The organism is Secundilactobacillus malefermentans (genome assembly GCF_008033155.1).
GTDB classification, from domain to species: Bacteria; Bacillota; Bacilli; order Lactobacillales; family Lactobacillaceae; genus Secundilactobacillus; species Secundilactobacillus malefermentans.
Window position 1 is genome coordinate 276,247 of sequence record NZ_CP042371.1, and the last position, 18,594, is coordinate 294,840.

Genomic DNA, 18,594 nt, shown 5'->3' on the forward strand with positions numbered 1-18,594 from the left:
ATTCACAATTCTTTGACATTATATCAGATATTCGGATTATTGCGTAGTTTTTTGGCTAATCGCCGCTAGAAATAAGCTTCTCAATCAACCCGTTAATGTCTTCCATTGTGAAGCCTTTACGAAACAGCGCTTGTTTCGTTTTCATGATGCGCGTTCTCTCGCGTTCACCGCGAAAATGATGCCAGCTTTTCTCCCCTTGCTTTTGAAGGAGTTCTGCTTGCTTATCCATATCAGGTTTTACTTCGAGTTCACTCATTATTTGGGTAACGACATCCCCACCAAATCCGTTCGACATTAACCCTTGTCGAATCTTCTGATTCATCATTGATAACGGATTTTTTTCATACCGCTTAGCTAATTTTTGACCAAGTTTGAGTCCATTTTCGACCTGAACTTCTTCTGGATAATCTTGTAGTCCCTTTTCGATATCTATCTCTCCAATTCCTTTTTGACGCAAATGGGTTGTTATTGTTCTGGGACCTTTTGTTTCCAATCGAACCTGCGTATGAACATAACTTTCAGCATAGTTCGTATCATCTACAAAATTTTGTTCACGCAGTTTTTTTAAAACCTGTTCAATAACCTCTGGTGAAATATCAATTCCCAAAAGCTTATCGCTGACTTCCTTTTCTGATCTAAGTTGTGATGCAATGTAGTCGAGTGCTCGATTATACGCCTTGGAAACCTCATCCGCCTTGGTTAGCTCCGCAATCAAGTCATCCGTCAATTCCATCCCTTTGAAAACTCTAAATTTAATCATGACTGATTCGCTAATTGGAAAGGCATATTTATCATTTACGTAGACGTTATATCTACCTTTACGTTTTTGCGTCTCAATTTTTGAAATAACCTTGCTCAACTAAACCCCTCCTAGATTAATAGCCAAAAATTCACAATTGACCAAATTTTTGCTATACTTCATACGTAGAAATTGAAAGAATGAGGATGACTAAATGGCAACTGCACATGTAGTATACGCAACGATTACTGGCAATAACGAAGATGTTGCCGACATTATCACTGAACAATTTGAAGACTTAGGAATCGATGTTACTGAGACCGAAATTTCTCAAACAGATGTAACCGTCTTTAGTGACGTCGATATTTGTGTTATTTGTCCATACACTTACGATGAGGGTGCACTTCCTGAAGAAGGCATGGACTTCTTCGAAGACTTACAGGAATTAGACCTTTCAGGTAAGATTTTTGGCGTTGCCGGGTCCGGTGATGTTTTCTATGAAGATGATTACAACGTTGCAGTTGATAAGTTTGCGGACGCCTTTAAAAAAGCCGGCGCAAATCAAGGTAGCAATGCCGTTAAAATTAACCTTGAACCCGACGAAAAGGACATTGACGCCCTTGATCACTTTACAAAAGAATTAGCTTCTAAAATTAACTAGATTCGTTTCTGTGGTTTCTTAACCGGAGTCCGTTTAACCTGCTTAGGTTGAATGGGCTTCTTTTTTGTCGGAACGGGTGCTTGTTTTCGATTATTCCTTCTAAACTTAACCGTTTGCGCCCGAGTTCGATTAATGAGCCTTGAAAAATTTAAATCTTGCTCTTCAATTTGACCAGTAAACAACTCCTGAACCGCTGAATTAATGACTGCTCCAATCAACAATATTTCGCCAAGATAATTTAGCCAGAACATCAATACAATGAAGGTTCCAATAGTCTTGTAACCAGTAATACTTCTTGCAAAATAACGGAGATAAACGGTGAACAGTTGTGACAACAGAATCCAGCCCGTAGTCGTAACAATTGCTCCCGGCCAAACGTAACGCCACTTTACTTTCGCGGTAGGCACAAAGTAAAAAAGAAGTAAGGACAGCACAAACACACTTAGCATCGATAACGGCCACTTAATGTTAGCAAAGGTATTCGTAATATAGCCCGGTATCTCAACAAAATTTCGGAGCCCTTCTAATGCTAATTGTCCAAAACTGAAGACCACCATAATTAAGAATAGAAAAACAATTAATAGTAACGTCCAAACAAATGAAATTAGCCGATTGAGGATGGCGTTTGGTTTCTTGATTCCATACGCTAAATTAACCGTTCGTTGAAACGCCGCAATAGCCCGACTTGCCGACCATAGTGTCACCACAATCCCGATCGACAGAACGCCACTACCCCCCTGCCCTAAAAATGAATCAACAATTGGTTTTAGGGTGTTGAAAACCGTTGTCGGGATAACTGGCTTAACGTATGACATGATGTGACTTGTGCTAATATTGAAGTACGGTAGCATACTCCCAATCACCAATAGGATTGGTAAGGTTGAAAGTAAGGTATAGTACGCCAAAACGACCGACGAGTCAGACACGTTGGCCATTTTAAAGTGTTTAATTGTAATCTGGATAAGGTCCTTCGTTTGATTTTTAACCCTTTCCCACATGACAATTTCCTCTCGTTAACTAAATTGTTTTTTAATGGCAGCTAAGATTCGCTCTGCAGCATGACCATCGCCATACGGATTTTTCGCATCCGCCATCTCTTTATAAACTTCGTGATTTGTGAGTAATTCCATCATTGCAGATCGAACTTTTTCAGGATCCGTTCCAACTAATTTTAACGTACCTGCGTCAACTCCCTCAGGCCGTTCGGTTTCATCTCGTAAAACAAGAACAGGTTTCCCTAAGGATGGTGCTTCTTCCTGTACGCCGCCAGAATCAGTCATAATAAAATAGCTTCGGGCTGCCATGTTATGAAAATCCACTACATCTAAAGGCTCAATCAGGTGGATTCTTGGATCTTCGCCTAACTCTGCCTTTGCAGCTTCTTGAACTACTGGACTTAGATGAACTGGGTAGACAACCTCAACGTCTGGATGCTCGTCAACTACCTGACGAATAGCCTTGAAAACCCGTCTCATTGGCTCACCTTGATTTTCTCGCCGATGCATCGTCAACAATATTAGTTTGTTTCCCTTAGCAACTTGACCTAACACTGGATGATCGTATGACTCAGAAACGGTTTGTTTAAGAGCATCAATCGCTGTATTCCCAGTGACCACAATATTTTGAGCGTCGTGATTTTCTTTAATCAAATTAGCACGGCTTAAATCAGTTGGTGCAAAATACATATCTGCAAGGACGTCTGTCAGTTGGCGGTTCATTTCTTCAGGATAAGGTGAATACTTATCCCAGGTTCGTAATCCTGCCTCCACATGTCCCACCTTTGTTTGATGGTAAAAGGCACTAATGCTTGCAGCAAATGTCGTTGTTGTATCGCCATGCACTAAAACAATATCTGGCTTTTCGGTTTCAAGAATGTCATCAAGCTTCAACATCACTCGGCTGGTAATTTGACTAAGTGACTGATTTGGTTTCATAATATTTAAATCATAGTCAGGTTTAATTTTAAAAATTTCAAGAACTTGATCCAGCATTTCTCTATGCTGTGCCGTGACAACCGTAATCGGTATGAAATCAGCTTTATTTTTCTGCAGCTCTAGCACGATTGGTGCCATTTTAATTGCTTCGGGACGAGTCCCAAAAACGGACATTACTTTGATTGCCATTATAAAATAACTCCTATAGTCTTTTCTCTTATTATAGCAGACCCAATCTTCAGAGACCATTTGGCTGCCGCCATAAATATTGGCATTAATGCTTCAAAGAAGTTTCAAATACATTAATTTACTCTCATTTAGCTTTATTAAATATATTATATTGGATAGAATAGGACATGATGTTTGTTAATTGAACACAAAAGGGGCGGATTCAAATGAGTACCATTAGTATCGTTGTGCCATGTTACAACGAAGAGGAATCAATTAACCTCTTTTATAATGAGGTTGAAAAAGTCTTTACACAAATGCATGACTCAAACATGCCATATGAGCCAGAATACTGGTTCGTAAATGATGGATCCTCGGACAACACTTTAAAAATACTTCAAGACTTACAAAGTCGCGAATCTCAAAATGTCCATTTTATTTCATTTTCACGAAATTTTGGAAAAGAAGCAGCTCTTGCGGCAGGCCTAACTGCTACCACTGGTGAGCTAGTAACCGTTATGGATGTTGATCTTCAAGATCCCCCAGAGTTACTTCCAAAAATGATTAAACTAATTGAAACTGAAAACTATGATTGTGTTGGCACGATTCAGCATGACCGAGCTGGTCAAGGTAAAGTTCGTGCCTTCCTGTCTAGTGCTTTTTATCGAGTCGTTAACTGGGTTTCGAATGTTCGGATTGAACCCAATGCTCGCGATTACCGCTTAATGACCCGTCAAATGGTAAATTCAGTGTTATCTCTCCCTGAGTACAATCGTTTCTCAAAAGGAATTTTCGCGTGGGTGGGATTCAAGACCACTTATATCCAATACGAAAGCCAGCCACGTGCTGCAGGAAAAACTCACTGGTCAATGAGTCAGCTACTAGAATATTCACTTGAAGGAATTATCGATTTTTCTGATGTCCCCTTGAAGTTAGCCACATGGATTGGCGCAATATCATTCCTACTCTCGATATTTGGCCTCATCTTTGTTGTGTTAAGAGCTTTAATCGTAGGTGGTTCGGTTGCAGGCTGGGCATCACTGGTTTCAATTGTTCTACTACTTGGCGGTATTCAATTATTCTGTCTTGGGCTCTTGGGAAATTATATTAGTAAAATTTACTTAGAAACAAAGCATCGACCAAAGTACATTATTAAGGAACAAAAATAGGGGCGAAATGTTGGATAATCTTAAATCACTTTGGTATAAATACCATGACATCATTACTTACGTTTTCTTTGGCGGCATTACAACGCTTGTCAACATCGTTGTTTTCGACCTTTGCAATTACGTGATGAACTATCAAATTGCCAACATCATCGCCTGGTTTGCATCTGTAATCGTTGCCTACGTTACGAACAAGCTTTGGGTTTTCAATTCTCACTATGATAATTGGAATGCGGTCTTTAAGGAGTTATTTCTCTTCTTCGGTCTCAGAATTGCTTCATTAGTTTTGGATCAAGCAATTATGACGGTTGGTATTTCCCTTCTAGGCTGGGATGCATTACTTGTGAAGATTCTGGATCAAGTTGTTGTCATTGCTTCAAATTACATTTTTTCTAAATATTTTATCTTTAAATCAAAAAAATGAACGCCAAAAATGGCGTTCATTTTTTTATTTTAAATATTTTGCTAAAAACTCTGGATCCTGTGACGTTAGAATTTCGGGACCATCGTCCGTAATGACTAAAGTATGCTCATATTGACAGCTCAAACTTCCATCAAGGGTTCTAACGGTCCAGCCGTCCTTTTCATCTGGATCATCGGCTTCCCAGCCACCCACGTTGACCATGGGTTCAATTGTAATCGTCATCCCAGCCTTTAATCGTAATCCGTGACCGGCATTCCCATAATGAGGAACGTTGGGTTCTTCATGCATTGTAGGTCCAATTCCGTGACCAACATATTCACGAACATCGCCATAACCGTTATCATCTTCAACATACTTTTGGATAGCGGCACCAATATCGCCAATCCGATTACCGACAACGGCTTGTTCAATTCCTAAATCCAGTGCCTTTTTGGTAACCTTCATCAATCTTTTTACTTCATCGCTAGGCGTTCCAACAGCGAAGGCCCATGCTGAATCTGCCATATAGCCATCAACACTGATAACTGTGTCAACCTTGACCAAATCGCCATCCTTTAACAGAACATCTTTTCTGGGAATAGCGTGACAAATTTCATCATTGATACTAACACAGGTGGCATATTTATAGCCTTCAAAGCCCATTTCTTCAGCCTTAGCGTGGTGTTCGTTGATCCACTTTCGACTAAACCGTTCAATTTCCCAACTCGTAATACCGGGCTTAATAATATCTCTCAAAGCTACGTGCATCCCGGCTAATACAGCGCCTGCTCGACGCATCCCCTCGATTTCTCGTGGTGATTTTAACGTAATCAAATAGATTCCTTCTCTCAAATATTTAGTGATTATTTCTTAAATCCAACAAAAATTTAGAAACGATTGTTAACTCTTCCATTGAATAGTTTTTGACCATTTCTCGGTGCTGCTTATCAATGATAACATCCATCTCAGCTTCAGCCGCGACAATTTCACGCCCAATCGCTGTTAATTGGAACGGGACGTCTTGTCGGTGAGCGGTTGATTGCACTTTATTAATAATTTCATCGTGCATTAACATCTTAACTGATTTATTAATTACACCTTCTGCAAAGCCTAATTGACTAACAAGTTCATTTTCACTGATAATTTTTTGTTCGCCAATTGTTCTTAACACTTTTAAACTCATCTGCGAAAGTTTAGAAATTGCATGCTGAACTTCATGACTTTTGACATGAATTTCTAGCCATTGACGCTTAAAATTGTCATCCTGTGAGTGAACGTTGATAATTTCAGTTAATGGATTCTCAATGCTTTCTTGGAAGTATTCAAATTTGTCCACCGACCTCATCCTTTCATACAGTTCACCTAAAACTATATCACAAAAATGCATCGCTTGTTACTTTCTACCACTTATCATGATTATTTTGAAAACACTTCTCCATCCAGCTCGCATCATTTTTCATTTTGATCAATTTTAAAAAAATTTTAGAGATAAAAAATGTTTGTCTCTTTGTCTCCAGTCGGTACTTTCGACATGTTGATCAGCTACTTTGTCTCTTAAATAAAAAAAGGCAGTGACATTTTCATCACTGCTTAAAAGTTATATTAATATGATAAGTTATGATAAGTGTTGTAAAGGGCCTTCACATCACCACTAGAAATAGATATCTTGTTACTGATATATGGATACATAATTGATGGTCGCTTTGAATTATGCTTCATCCCAATTGCATGACCTAACTCGTGAATCGCCGTGCGTCTGAGATTTCCATTTGTAATATGAAACTTCTTAATATTATCCGTTAGAAGGTAACTCGTTGCACCCTTAACTAACGTATCACTTGACTTGTAATATGATGTATACGTTAATCCAATAACATTTTTTCCAGAACTATAATCGCCCAAAATCTTCAATGACTTTTGACGAAGGTAGATATCTGGTTTCTCAGAACCACTCGATACAAACTTAACAACGTGCACATTGTTCCAGCTCTTTATCGCGTAGTTATAGGCTGATTTATATTTACCAGACATTCCAACAAACTTATACGTAATCTTTCGTACTGACCAATGACTGCCATGATTGACCTGCATAGGTGTTAAAGCTGAAACATCAATCTTTGGATTGGAACTTCCTGCTGGTAATGCAGGATTAGCAGTGGATAATTTTACCTTTTTAATGGCATCAACTCGTGTCTCAACAAGTAGATTTTTGGCAGTATATGAAGTTAAGTCAATGTTTGCAGCAGATGCTCGGGTTGAAAAAATGAAAATCAGGCTCATTAGGGAAACAGACAGCAAAAATAGGAAACGAGTAACGTTTCGGGAGTTAAAACTTTTTATCAAGAAAAATCTTCCTTTAATTTAATAACTAGAAAGTCCAATGCTCCCTCATCGGACTCCCTAATCAATCGTTTTTACTTAAGTTGATAAAATCATAAACCAAAGTGGTTTCCCTAGATAATTGACAATTCAAGCATGGCTTCTATTATACGTTTATTCTCTACTTTGTCAATGCGTTTTTTTAATTATTGCTTATTATTTCAATAATTACATACAAAAAAAGACAAACGCTTTCATTTTGTCTTTTTGTGAATTCCTATACAAGTATTTATCTAACAATCATAACGGAAATTGGTGCGTATTTAGCCATATAGGCTGCTTGGCTACCAAAGTACTTACGAACCCCATCCTTGGACAAGGATCCAACAACAAGTAAATCCGGATTGACTGCGGGAATAACCTTTTTAACGATTGTCTCTCCAGGATCACCTTCCGCAATGACGGTTCGAACATTTTCAACGCCGAAACCTTCAGCCAACTTTCGATAATCTTCCAAGTGATTTTCAAGGTCACCTCGTTTACCATGAACATAGTCTTTGCTCATGATTTGGTAAACACTCATTTCATCTGATTCTAAGACCGAACAAATAAATAGCTCAGCTGAATCTTGCTTCGCCCTGTTCATTGCATACCTAAAAGCTAATTGAGCATCTGGTGAATCATCCACCCCAACCAAAATTCTATGGACTTGTTTGGGATCAAAATTTGGTATCTCTGACATGTCATCAACCTCGTTTCTTAAGACGTGATTTTCTCTACGCTTATTATACCAGCTTTCTCATTCAGACATTACAATTTAGCAAGATTAGGCCACCAAAAAGGGCATTACGTATTTGCGTAATGCCCTTTTATGTTCCCACCCGGACTCGAACCGGGATCAGCCGCTTAGGAGGCGGGTGCCCTATCCAGTTGTGCTATGGGAACAAAACTGAATCCAAACAATATTTTCGCATGGATTCAGACGAAAGTAAAGCTACACTTTGTCAGATTGTTCACGACGCTTCTTCCGCATCCCTTTATTTTTTTGGTGCTTTTTGTGCCCTTTTTTCTTAATTGGCGTTTCAACTACTTTAGCAGAGCTATATGGTTCTCGCTTAGCACGCTCTGCCCCTTTATGGGTTTCCCGACCAGTTGGTGTAGAAGTTGAGTTGGTGGTGCTGGCCTCAACTCGTGCTTTGGGCTGATCTGGAATTCGTTCAACTAGTGCCTTCTTAAAGAAGTAAACTCGTTTATATTCGTAATCACTTTTGGCCATTTGGTGTCGAAAATCACGTAAATCATGATCGTCTCCCATTGAAACCACTAACCCTGGTTCACCCATTCGACCTGTTCGTCCAGCTCTGTGAACATAGGTATTAGGAGTTGATGGAAGGTCAAAGTTCACAACTGCCGGTAGCTTAGGAATATCTAGTCCCCTAGCTGCCACATCAGTCGTCAAAAGTAATTTGACCCTGCCTAATCTGAAATCTTTTAGGGCCTTTTCTCGCTGTACCTGTCGTGCATCACTTGTCAGTTCAGCAAAAGCAACGTGTTCATGCCGGAAACGGCTTACGACATACTTTAACGTACTCATTTCATTGAAGAAAACAAGTGCTCGAAAATTTTCCATCGTTGAGAGTTTCTTAAGTGATTCTACGCGTTTTTTAGGTGATATTTGAAGCAAATCATGTGCAACTTGTCCCTGAGTATCATCTATCAAACGGACATCAAAGGTTTCCACCTCTTGACCAAACCACTTTGGTAATTCATGCAGGATTGGCGTTTCCGTGGCCGAGAAGAAACCTAGTTGAACGTCTGCCGGAGCTTGTTCAACTGTATTTCTAACCGTCTCTAGCGTCTCACCTGCTAATAAATCGTCAGCCTCATCGATAATAATCGTCTGCATTAGGTGCAGTTTTAATTTACGGTCCTCCACCAAGTTAAGAACTCGACCTGGCGTACCAATAATGATTTCTGGCCGTTTTCTCAGTTGCTCCATTTGGCGTTTAACATTCGCACCACCGGTTAGCGCCAGCACCTTAACATCGTACGACTTCGCCCAATCACGAATGACACTCGTCGTTTGCATTGCTAATTCTTGAGAGGGTGAAAGAATCAAAATTTGACTGCCATCCCCCGGTACCACTTCACCTAAAATGGGTAAAATAAAGGCAACCGTTTTTCCAGAGCCCGTTGGTGCAAGTCCTAACACACTCTTATGTTGACTCATTGGTTCAAACACAGCCTCCTGAATTGCAGTTGGCTTTTCATACCCGCGTTTTTCAAATTGTTCCTTAAATTGTTCTAACATTCATATGCTCCGATCATTAATCATCTGGAAATTCTAGTTTACCAGATTGACGTAAATTAAATAGTACTTTATTAACGTTAATACTTAAACTTAACCATTTTTCATAGTTTTCTCGATTCTTTGGTGCTTCTGGCGCCTCTAATATCTCCGCAAAGTCATTAGCTTCATCAACCATTGGATTGCCTTCAGGCGTGTCACCAATTTGTGTCACCTTACCATCTTCATCGTGGTATTGGACGTCCGTTAACTCGCCGGCATCGTCAATGACAATCGTATCCTTCATCCCATAAATTTCTGAACTAGCAAATGAATTGGTAATCTTACCGAAGTTTAAGGTTACATCAAATTCGGGATATCGAAGGATTGCCGTTCCCTTTCCGTCAACCTGAGTACTAATAAACTGTGGATAGTAGGCAACATCATCAGGCATCCCAAATAGTGCAATTGCATCATATGCTGTATACACACCAAGATCTTGTAAGGCGCCACCGGCAAATTTAAGGGTGAAGATATTTGGCGTTTCACCAGCCAAGACTTGATCATATCTAGAAGAATACTTCATATAAGTGAAACTGGCTCCTTGGATGCGATCCATCGCTGCAACCTGTTTTTTGATTGCGTTGAAATTCTTCGTATGAACATTTCTCGCAGCTTCAAGTAGGTGAGCACTGGGATTTTTAGTTAATAGTTCTTGAATTTTCTGCATTTGCTTTTGGTTTGTAAACGCAGGTTTTTCTACTATAATGTTTTTCCCGTGGTCTATGGCCAGCTTTGCCTGTGCAAAATGAAGACTATTTGGTGAGGCAATGTAAACTGTATCAAACGTGTCCGATTTAAAGAACTCAGCCAAATCATCATAGAATTTTGTTGCGCCATTTTTTTCGCCAAAATCTTTGGCCTTTGCTAACGTTCTTGAGTAGACGCTAACCAGTTCATACCGCTTTGTTTCAGCTGCCGCTTCTACAAATTGTTGCGTAATCCAATTTGTCCCAATAATACCTAATTTTAACATTTAATATGCCCTCCAATTAGCTAACAATCGTTAACTTCATGATAACAGTTAATTTACCTAAAGTGTATTTAAACCATTTTCACAGTAATTTACAATCCGTTTGCTATTCTCAGTCAAATAATCATGTTATAGTTGACGTGGAAGAGTTGGCTCTGTAGGGGAGGATGATCATATGAACAACAATAATGACGGATTACGGCACGGATTGTTTGACCAGTTCAAACGCCGCCTATCCAAACGTGATCGTTCTCACGTGAAAGAACCACTAACTGATGATGTCTCCCCACTATTTTATTCAGGAACCTGGCGTTACGTGGATGATCAACATAATCGTATCCACCAACTCGAAATTAGTCCTGACATGTCGGTGAAGATTGATCACCAGCCATTGCAGGTTACCGTGAAAAGTATGACAAAGGAATCGTTAATCTTCATCGATAAGTTCGGTTACCGCTTGGTTTTAACCGCAAATGACAAGCAGCCCACTCACCTATTTGATGAAGCCGATAATCAGGATTATTTAATCTTGATTGCAGATAAATAAAATAAAACCGTTCGAAAAGCAGGAGCCCTGGATAAAGTAACCTTTATCCGAGACGCCTGCTTTTTCTGTTTATTTAGTATTCGTAATTGCATTTAGATAGTTACGCCACTGCTTCTGATTGCCAGTAAAGACACTCTGTGACACCTGTTGTTCACTGCCACTTAACGTCATTTTGCCTTTGGGATTATATTCAATAAATGGCATCCGATCATTCGTCCGTTTTAACTTGCCATCCGCCATCCAGAAGGCTGCCTTTGGAACGCTTGCCTTCACCCATGTGTGCCAAATTGAGTCAGTGGTCCAAATAACAACACTTCTCTGGTAATGAGTAGAAATGAGGTTAGCCAGTTTTTTTAATTTTACCTGTTGGGCCGATTGATTAATGCTGTTTTCAGAATACGAACCATAATAGCTGACTTGCAGAGCTATTGGAAGGACGCCATCCGACTTTCCGATTGCCCGACGAAAGTTTACGTATTGGGCTGATGCAGAACTGGAAAAACTGAACATGTGGTAAACGCCAATTTTCAAATCCGTTCCTTGAGACTGGCTAAATGAATTACTAAATTGGTCATCAATGAAGCTTGCTCCTGAACTTGCTCTGAGATAGGTAAATTTAACACCTTTTTGTGCCAGCTGGTGAAAATCAATATAGCCGTCATCCTGACTTAACGTCACTCCCTTTACTGGATAGTGACTCAACTGCTTATTCTGGTGCTTTTGAAACAGCCAAAATCCACCAATCAAAATAATTAGAAGAATCAGAACTGTCAAAATCCGTGTTCTACGACGTGTACTTCGATGACGATACGTTGATTCATATATAGGTTGAACTTTCTTGCCCATAAACGACACTCACCCCCCGAAACATCTTTGCTCTATCCTATTTTAACACGGATCACTTTAATGACGCGTTTTCTCAATAACATCATGAACGGACTTCATGACGCCTTCCATATCATGAGAAATTCGAACGGCCGACATCATGAAGAGCGTATCCATAATTGTCATTTGGGCAATTAAAGAATACATTCCTTCAGATCGATAGTTAACTTCCTCTGCTAATGATAGTAAGGTTACATCCGCCTCATTTGCCAAGGTTGAATTAGCGAAGCTTGTAATCCCGATTATCGGGGTTCCCTGTTCCTTTAGTGTTTCAACGAGTAACAAGGTCTCATGATTTTCTCCTGAATGGGAAATAACGATGGCACAATCATCCTCGTTCATTCTGGCTGCTTGCATCAATTGAATATCATAGTCAGGATGGAAAACGCAATTTAAAGAGGTTCTTAAAAATTTATGATAGCCATCTAAGGCAACGATAGATGAGGCGCCAAGGCCAAAAAAGTTTAGTTGTTTTGATTTAATAATTTTTAGGACAGCACGGGCCAATTCAGATTCTTTAAGGGCAGCCTGTGTCGACTCAAGCGCACTGATTTGTGAATGAAATGTCTTCTGAGTAATTGTTGCAAGGGAATCCCCCCTGTCAATTTCTTTGAAGATTGTCTGACCACTCGTTGAATTTGTCTCAATCTGGGCAAGTTCAACTGAAAACTCACGAAAATTATGATAGCCCACTCGTTTCACAAATCTTGAAATAGAAGCGGTTGAGACGCCTACTGTGGCCGCCAAACTCTTGATGGTTTCTCGGCCAGACTTATTTGGATTTTTCAAAACATAGTTAGCTATTTTTCGATCCGTTTGACTTAAATTCGGAAAATAGGAGCGAATATTACTTAACGTTGAATGCATGATTATGTATCCCCCAATTGATACTTTTTTTCATTTTGTAAATATTTTACACTAAAACACTTGAAATGTGAAAAGTATTTTCATATAATAGTTTCGTTACTAAATTTTTGCTAAGGAGCGTTATTAATAATGAAGCTAGGATTAGTTGGTTTAGGAAAAATGGGTTTGAACCTTGCAAAGAATGCAATGGATCACAACCACGAAATCGTTGGTTTTGATTTAAGTCAAGACAACGTTAAAGAAGCAGTTGCTGCAGGTGCTGAAGGCGCCGACAGTTTGAAAGACATGGTTTCCAAATTACCATCACCAAAGATTGTTTGGGTTATGGTACCTGCTGGCAAACCAACCGATTCAACTATCGAAGATTTAAGCAACTTATTGGGTGCCGGTGACATCTTAATCGATGGCGGTAACTCATTCTACAAGGACTCACTTCGTCACAACGAATTATTAAAGAACAAGGACATTATTTTCTTTGATTCTGGTACATCTGGTGGTATGGAAGGCGCTCGTTCACACGGTAACTTCATGATTGGTGGCGACAACAAGGAAGCATTTGAAACAATTCGCCCATTATATGAAGATATTTCCGAAGAAGACGGTTACCTTTACACTGGCCGTGCTGCTTCAGGCCACTACCTTAAGATGGTTCATAACGGTATCGAATATGGTGAAATGCAAGCTATCGCTGAAGGTTTTGAAGTTCTTGAAGCAAGCGATTTTGACTACGACAACGAAGCAGTTGCAAAGGTTTGGAGCCATGGTTCAGTTATTCGTGGATGGCTCATGGAATTAGCAGAAGAAGCATTTGCTAAAGATCCAGAACTTGAACAAATTGCTGGTCGTATGCACTCATCTGGTGAAGGTGCTTGGACACTTGAAGAAGCACTTAGCCACAAGGTTCCAACGCCAGTTATTGCAATGGCTTTGATGACTCGTTACCGTTCAATGCAAGATGACACATTCACTGGTAAGGTTGTTGCAGCCCTTCGTAACGGCTTCGGTGGACACGCAATGGACAAACCTGGTAAATAATTAACTTAAATTGACCTTAGGTTATACGCACTATTTGAAAAGGGGTAAATCAATTGGATTACATGATTGGTATTGACATTGGAACAACCAGTGTCAAAACAGTACTTTATGATACTGCGGGTAAGGTATTAGGCTACTCCAATAACCTCTATCCCCTCTATCAAGATCAACCAGATATGGCTGAAGAAGATCCAGAAGAGATCTTCTCCGGCGTTCTGGATGGTTTAACAGCCGTTTTAAGAAAAGCTGACCTGAAGACTGGAACATTAAAAGGTGTTTCTTTCTCAGCTGCCATGCATAGTTTGATTCTACTGGATGAAAACTACAAACCATTAACGCGAGCTATCACTTGGGCGGACAATCGAGCCGTTAAGTATGCTGATGAATTACGTGAAAATGGCGTTGGTAAACAGCTTTACGAAAAGACTGGAACACCGATTCACCCAATGACACCACTTTCTAAATTAATCTGGCTCAGAAATGACCAACCTGATTTATTTAAGAAAGCTTCATGGTTCGTTGGAATAAAGGAATACGTTCTTTATAAGTTGTTTGGACAACTCAAAGAAGAGTATTCAACTGCTAATGCAACAGGGATGTTCAACATCTTCAATATGGATTGGGATGACCAAGCGCTAGAAGTTGCTGGTGTAACTCGTGATCAACTACCTGAATTAGTGGACACCACTGATAAGATGGTTGGCTTACGTGATGAATATGCACGAGTAATTGGCATCGAAAAAGACGTCCCATTCATTATGGGTGCGACTGACGGTCCTCTTTCTAACCTTGGCGTAAATGCAATCGACCCTGGTGTCGTCGCAGTTACCATTGGTACTTCAGGCGCCGTTCGGGTTATTACCGACAAGCCTCGCATTGATCCAAAGGCCCGTGTTTTCTGTTACTATCTTGCCCCTAACAAATGGGTGGTTGGTGGTCCAGTCAACAATGGAGGAATTGTCTTCCGTTGGGTTAGAGATCAACTATTTGCACCAGAAAAGATTACCGCTGAACAAATGCAAATTGATTCATACGATTTGTTAACGCAAATTGCAGAAAAAATTCCAGCTGGTTCTGATGGTTTGATTTTCCACCCATTCTTAGGTGGCGAACGTGCCCCAATTTGGGATGCAAATGCACGAGGCTCATTCTTCGGTCTAACTAGAACTCATACACGTGCTCATATGGTTCGCGCTGCGCTAGAAGGAATTGTTTACAATCTTTACACCGTTATGTTGGCGTTAGAGGAAGTCGTTGGAAAACCCAAGAGTATCCAAGCTACCGGTGGTTTTGCACGATCAGCTCTTTGGCGTCAAATGTTGGCTGATATCTTTGAACAGGACGTGACTATTCCCGAGAGTTTCGAGGGAACTGCTTTAGGCGCCGCTGTCTTGGGTATGTATAGTTTGGGAATCATTGATGACCTAAGCGAAGTTAAGAAGTTCGTTGGGGTTACAAATGTCCACCATCCTAATCCAGAAACATTTGAAGCATATCGGACATTGGTTCCAATTTATATTCGTCTTAGTCGTTTACTTCAGACTGAATACAAGAATATTGCTGAATTTCAGCGTAATGAGGAACAAAAAAAGCAAAATCAGAATGACGACTAGTTATTCAAAACTTATTCACTTGCCTTTCTCAAAAAAAGGCGTATATTAAAAAGGTCTTAAAGCTAGTGGCTCATCCGAGTCACTACTTTATAAATAAACAATGAAAGGGCTTACTATCTCATGGCAATTCTTGCACTCGTTATCGGTGTCGTATTTCTACTTTTGTTAATCATTCGCTTTAAAGTAAACACATTCGTTGCTTTAATTCTTACGTCCGTTCTTACCGCCCTTCTTCTTGGTATGGACATGACTAAAATTGCAACCAGTATTCAAGATGGTATTGGAAGCCAACTTGGTGAATTATCACTAGTCTTTGGTTTTGGTGCTATGCTTGGTCGATTGGTTGCTGATGCTGGTGGTGCTCACACCATCGCAACTACCTTAATTGATAAATTTGGTCGCAAACGGCTTCAACTAGCCATCATGCTTGCCTCATTTATCATTGGTATCGCCTTATTCTTCGAAGTTGGTATGGTTCTCTTGATTCCTATCGTCTTCGCAATCGCTCTTGAAGCCGGCGTACCAATTCTTTACCTAGGTATTTCAATGGCAGCTGCTTTATCAGTTACTCACGGATTCTTACCACCTCATCCAGCGCCAGTTGCTATTTCAGCAGCATTGAACGCAAACACTGGTAAAGTCCTTATCTTTGGTTTAGTTGTCGCAATTCCAGCCGCTTATGTCGCTGGTCCACTCTTCACTAAGTTAGCTCAAAAATTTGCACCATCAGCTTTTGAGCAAAAGGGTAACCTCAGCTCATTTGGTGAAATGAAAACCTTCACTAAAGAAGAAGCGCCTTCATTTGGTATCTCAGTGTTAACTTCCCTCTTCCCAGTTATTTTGATGGCAATTACAACCATCTATTCAATGGCTGTCAATGGTGGAGAAACACCAAAAGATCCAACAATGGTTGACCAAATCATTAGTTTGATTGGATCACCAAGTATCGCCATGCTTATCTCACTTGTGTTCGCAATGTTCACAATGGGCTGGGGTCGTGGTCGTGCAACGACTGACATCATGGCTTCACTAGAAAACGCCGTTAAATCAATCGCCATGCTTCTCTTGGTTATTGGTGGTGGTGGTGCCTTCAAGCAAGTCCTAATTGATGGTGGTGTTGGTAATGAAGTTGCCAAGATCTTCACTAACTCAGGAATGTCACCACTAATTCTTGGTTGGTTAGTCGCCGTTGTCCTCCGTGTTGCGCTTGGTTCAGCAACTGTGTCAGCATTAACAGCTGCCGGGATTGTTGCTCCATTAATGGCACAATCTGGTGTAGATCCAGCTCTGATGGTTCTTGCCATCGGTGCCGGTTCACTTGCTGCATCTCACGTTAACGATGCCGGTTTCTGGATGTTCAGAGAATACTTTGATTTAACCATCAAACAAACTCTTTCCATCTGGACCGTACTAGAAACAGTGATTTCTGTCGTCGGTATCATTATCGTTATGATTTTAAACATGTTCTTCCATTAAAAGTTAATCTATTAAGGCTACGACACAGTGATGTCGTAGCCTTTTTTGTCGCCTTGCGTTTTCCAATTATGGTATACTTATCGGGCTGAAGTTTTTGAATAAGGAGTATTTATATGGAAGAGAAACATTTAAAAAGAGAGATAGGTTTTTTCACTGCATTTTCTACCGTCATGGGTACCGTTATCGGTGGTGGTGTCTTCTTTAAAGTAGCAAGTGTCGTTAGCTCTAATTATTCAGCTAGCATGACAATTATTGCTTGGTTGCTTGGTGGAATCCTGACACTCTGTGCAGGGTTAACTAGTGCTGAAATCGCTGCCGCCCTCCCGCACACTGGTGGGGCAATTAAATATGTTGAATATACATATGGTAAATTACCCGCCTTCTTAATGGGTTGGGCCCAAATCCTCGTTTATTATCCAGCAAATATTGCCGCACTTTCCATTATCTTCTCCACCCAATTTTTAAATTTATTTCATTTGCCAATCATTTGGCACATCCCAATTGCCATCATTTGTGGTCTAAGTATCACCCTGATTAACTTTTTGGGTGCCCGAGTTGGCGGACGACTCCAATCAATCACACTGATTTTTAAGCTCATTCCGATCATCCTCATTATTATCTGGGGGATCTTTACCCCTGGCCAAGTTGACGTTTCTTGGTGGCCGGTTGCAACGGGTCACCATATCGGATTTTGGACCGCGTTTGGTGGTGGACTGCTTGCCACAATGTTTGCTTACGATGGTTGGATTAACATCGGAACCATCGCTGGTGAACTCAAGAATCCTGAAAAGGACTTGCCCAAAGCAATTGCATTGGGCCTCTTATTTATTACCATTGTGTATGCGCTCATTAACTTCGTCTTTCTAAAAACAATTCCAATCGACCAAATTGCCGGTAATCAAAATACCGCGGCGGAATCTGCCATGGCACTATTTGGCCAATCTGGCGGTAAATTAGTCACGATTGGGATTCTAATATCCGTTTACGGTGCCATCAACGGCTATACGCTGACAGGTATGCGAGTACCATTTGCAATGGCAGAAGAGAACTCACTACCATTTAGCAAATACTTCAAGCGTTTGTCGCCACACACTTATGTACCTTACTTTGCTGGTAGCGTTCAGTTGTTAATTGCCGTCATCATGATGTGTCTCGGTTCTTTTGATTTGTTGACTGACATGCTTGTGTTCGTTATGTGGATTTTCAACGTAATGATTTTTATTGCCATCTTTATTTTACGAAAACGGGAACCCAAACTTAAGCGACCGTACCTGGTTCCCTGGTATCCTGCCGTTCCAATTATCGCAATCGTTGGTGGGATCTTCATTCTCCTGCTAACCATCTTCACTCAGCCTTTATTGGCAATGGTTGGCCTTTTGTTAACAGGGATTGGTATTCCAGTTTACTTTTATAAGCAGCACAAAAATAAGGAACTATGATTTTTTCAATCATAGTTCCTTT

General features: G+C 40.3%; 19 protein-coding genes and 1 tRNA gene. 8 read left to right on the forward strand and 12 right to left on the reverse strand.

The features are described from left to right. Positions 1-55: 55 nt before the first annotated feature. Entirely contained in the window at positions 56-859 is an 804-nt protein-coding gene (recX, locus tag FGL90_RS01405) for a recombination regulator RecX (RefSeq protein WP_147656569.1), read from the reverse strand. Positions 860-953: 94 nt separating this feature from the next. On the opposite strand from recX, the gene FGL90_RS01410 reads away from it, so the two are divergent. Continuing rightward, positions 954-1,400, forward strand: coding sequence for a flavodoxin (locus FGL90_RS01410; protein WP_147656571.1), 447 nt, complete (start codon positions 954-956; stop codon positions 1,398-1,400). Here the strand turns inward: FGL90_RS01410 and FGL90_RS01415 are convergent. Beyond that, positions 1,397-2,398, reverse strand: a complete 1,002-nt coding sequence (locus tag FGL90_RS01415; protein ID WP_147656573.1) for a YihY/virulence factor BrkB family protein — start codon at positions 2,396-2,398, stop codon at positions 1,397-1,399. The genes FGL90_RS01410 and FGL90_RS01415 overlap by 4 nt on opposite strands. A 15-nt stretch (positions 2,399-2,413) precedes the next feature. Continuing rightward, complete coding sequence (gene wecB / locus FGL90_RS01420) at positions 2,414-3,526, reverse strand: non-hydrolyzing UDP-N-acetylglucosamine 2-epimerase (RefSeq protein WP_162097564.1); 1,113 nt, start codon at positions 3,524-3,526, stop codon at positions 2,414-2,416. Positions 3,527-3,729: 203 nt separating this feature from the next. Between wecB and FGL90_RS01425 the strand changes: the two genes are divergently transcribed. Further along, positions 3,730-4,671 (forward strand): glycosyltransferase family 2 protein, encoded by a 942-nt coding sequence (locus FGL90_RS01425; protein WP_010619667.1) that lies wholly within the window; start codon positions 3,730-3,732, stop codon positions 4,669-4,671. A 10-nt stretch (positions 4,672-4,681) separates the two neighbouring features. Then, positions 4,682-5,092, forward strand: coding sequence for a GtrA family protein (locus FGL90_RS01430; RefSeq protein ID WP_225423043.1), 411 nt, complete (start codon positions 4,682-4,684; stop codon positions 5,090-5,092). A 24-nt stretch (positions 5,093-5,116) separates the two neighbouring features. Here the strand turns inward: FGL90_RS01430 and map are convergent, their stop codons facing one another. The 7 genes from map to FGL90_RS01465 all read right to left on the reverse strand — a co-directional run bounded on the left by map (position 5,117) and on the right by FGL90_RS01465 (position 10,713). Beyond that, on the reverse strand, positions 5,117-5,905 hold the full coding sequence (map, locus tag FGL90_RS01435; RefSeq protein ID WP_010619665.1) for a type I methionyl aminopeptidase: 789 nt from the start codon (positions 5,903-5,905) through the stop codon (positions 5,117-5,119). Positions 5,906-5,927: 22 nt separating this feature from the next. Next, complete coding sequence (locus tag FGL90_RS01440) at positions 5,928-6,407, reverse strand: helix-turn-helix domain-containing protein (RefSeq protein WP_010619664.1); 480 nt, start codon at positions 6,405-6,407, stop codon at positions 5,928-5,930. A 266-nt stretch (positions 6,408-6,673) separates the two neighbouring features. Beyond that, on the reverse strand, positions 6,674-7,414 hold the full coding sequence (locus FGL90_RS01445) for a matrixin family metalloprotease (protein WP_147656575.1): 741 nt from the start codon (positions 7,412-7,414) through the stop codon (positions 6,674-6,676). A gap of 265 nt (positions 7,415-7,679) precedes the next feature. Then, complete coding sequence (locus tag FGL90_RS01450) at positions 7,680-8,132, reverse strand: universal stress protein (protein WP_010619661.1); 453 nt, start codon at positions 8,130-8,132, stop codon at positions 7,680-7,682. Positions 8,133-8,262: 130 nt separating this feature from the next. Next, positions 8,263-8,335 (reverse strand) — tRNA-Arg (locus FGL90_RS01455). Between the two features lie 49 nt (positions 8,336-8,384). After that, a complete protein-coding gene (locus FGL90_RS01460; protein ID WP_147656577.1) occupies positions 8,385-9,701 on the reverse strand; it encodes a DEAD/DEAH box helicase in 1,317 nt (438 codons plus the stop codon). A gap of 16 nt (positions 9,702-9,717) precedes the next feature. Continuing rightward, on the reverse strand, positions 9,718-10,713 hold the full coding sequence (locus tag FGL90_RS01465) for a Gfo/Idh/MocA family protein (RefSeq protein WP_147656578.1): 996 nt from the start codon (positions 10,711-10,713) through the stop codon (positions 9,718-9,720). Positions 10,714-10,885: 172 nt separating this feature from the next. On the opposite strand from FGL90_RS01465, the gene FGL90_RS01470 reads away from it, so the two are divergent. Further along, positions 10,886-11,257 carry a DUF4828 domain-containing protein gene (locus tag FGL90_RS01470; RefSeq protein WP_010619658.1) on the forward strand — a complete coding sequence of 124 codons (372 nt, stop codon included), beginning with the start codon at positions 10,886-10,888 and terminating at the stop codon, positions 11,255-11,257. 69 nt (positions 11,258-11,326) lie between these two features. Here FGL90_RS01470 and FGL90_RS01475 read toward each other — a convergent pair whose 3' ends face one another. Beyond that, positions 11,327-12,103 (reverse strand): GH25 family lysozyme, encoded by a 777-nt coding sequence (locus FGL90_RS01475; RefSeq protein ID WP_147656580.1) that lies wholly within the window; start codon positions 12,101-12,103, stop codon positions 11,327-11,329. Positions 12,104-12,160: 57 nt separating this feature from the next. After that, positions 12,161-13,009 carry a MurR/RpiR family transcriptional regulator gene (locus FGL90_RS01480; protein WP_010619656.1) on the reverse strand — a complete coding sequence of 283 codons (849 nt, stop codon included), beginning with the start codon at positions 13,007-13,009 and terminating at the stop codon, positions 12,161-12,163. 129 nt (positions 13,010-13,138) lie between these two features. On the opposite strand from FGL90_RS01480, the gene gnd reads away from it, so the two are divergent. The 4 genes from gnd to FGL90_RS01500 all read left to right on the forward strand — a co-directional run bounded on the left by gnd (position 13,139) and on the right by FGL90_RS01500 (position 18,572). Continuing rightward, a complete protein-coding gene (gene gnd, locus FGL90_RS01485; RefSeq protein WP_010619655.1) occupies positions 13,139-14,044 on the forward strand; it encodes a phosphogluconate dehydrogenase (NAD(+)-dependent, decarboxylating) in 906 nt (301 codons plus the stop codon). A gap of 53 nt (positions 14,045-14,097) precedes the next feature. Then, positions 14,098-15,657, forward strand: coding sequence for a gluconokinase (gene gntK, locus FGL90_RS01490; RefSeq protein ID WP_010619654.1), 1,560 nt, complete (start codon positions 14,098-14,100; stop codon positions 15,655-15,657). A 120-nt stretch (positions 15,658-15,777) separates the two neighbouring features. Continuing rightward, positions 15,778-17,133, forward strand: a complete 1,356-nt coding sequence (locus FGL90_RS01495; protein WP_010619653.1) for a gluconate:H+ symporter — start codon at positions 15,778-15,780, stop codon at positions 17,131-17,133. A gap of 113 nt (positions 17,134-17,246) precedes the next feature. Next, entirely contained in the window at positions 17,247-18,572 is a 1,326-nt protein-coding gene (locus tag FGL90_RS01500) for an APC family permease (protein ID WP_010619652.1), read from the forward strand. The last annotated feature ends 22 nt before the right edge of the window (positions 18,573-18,594 follow it).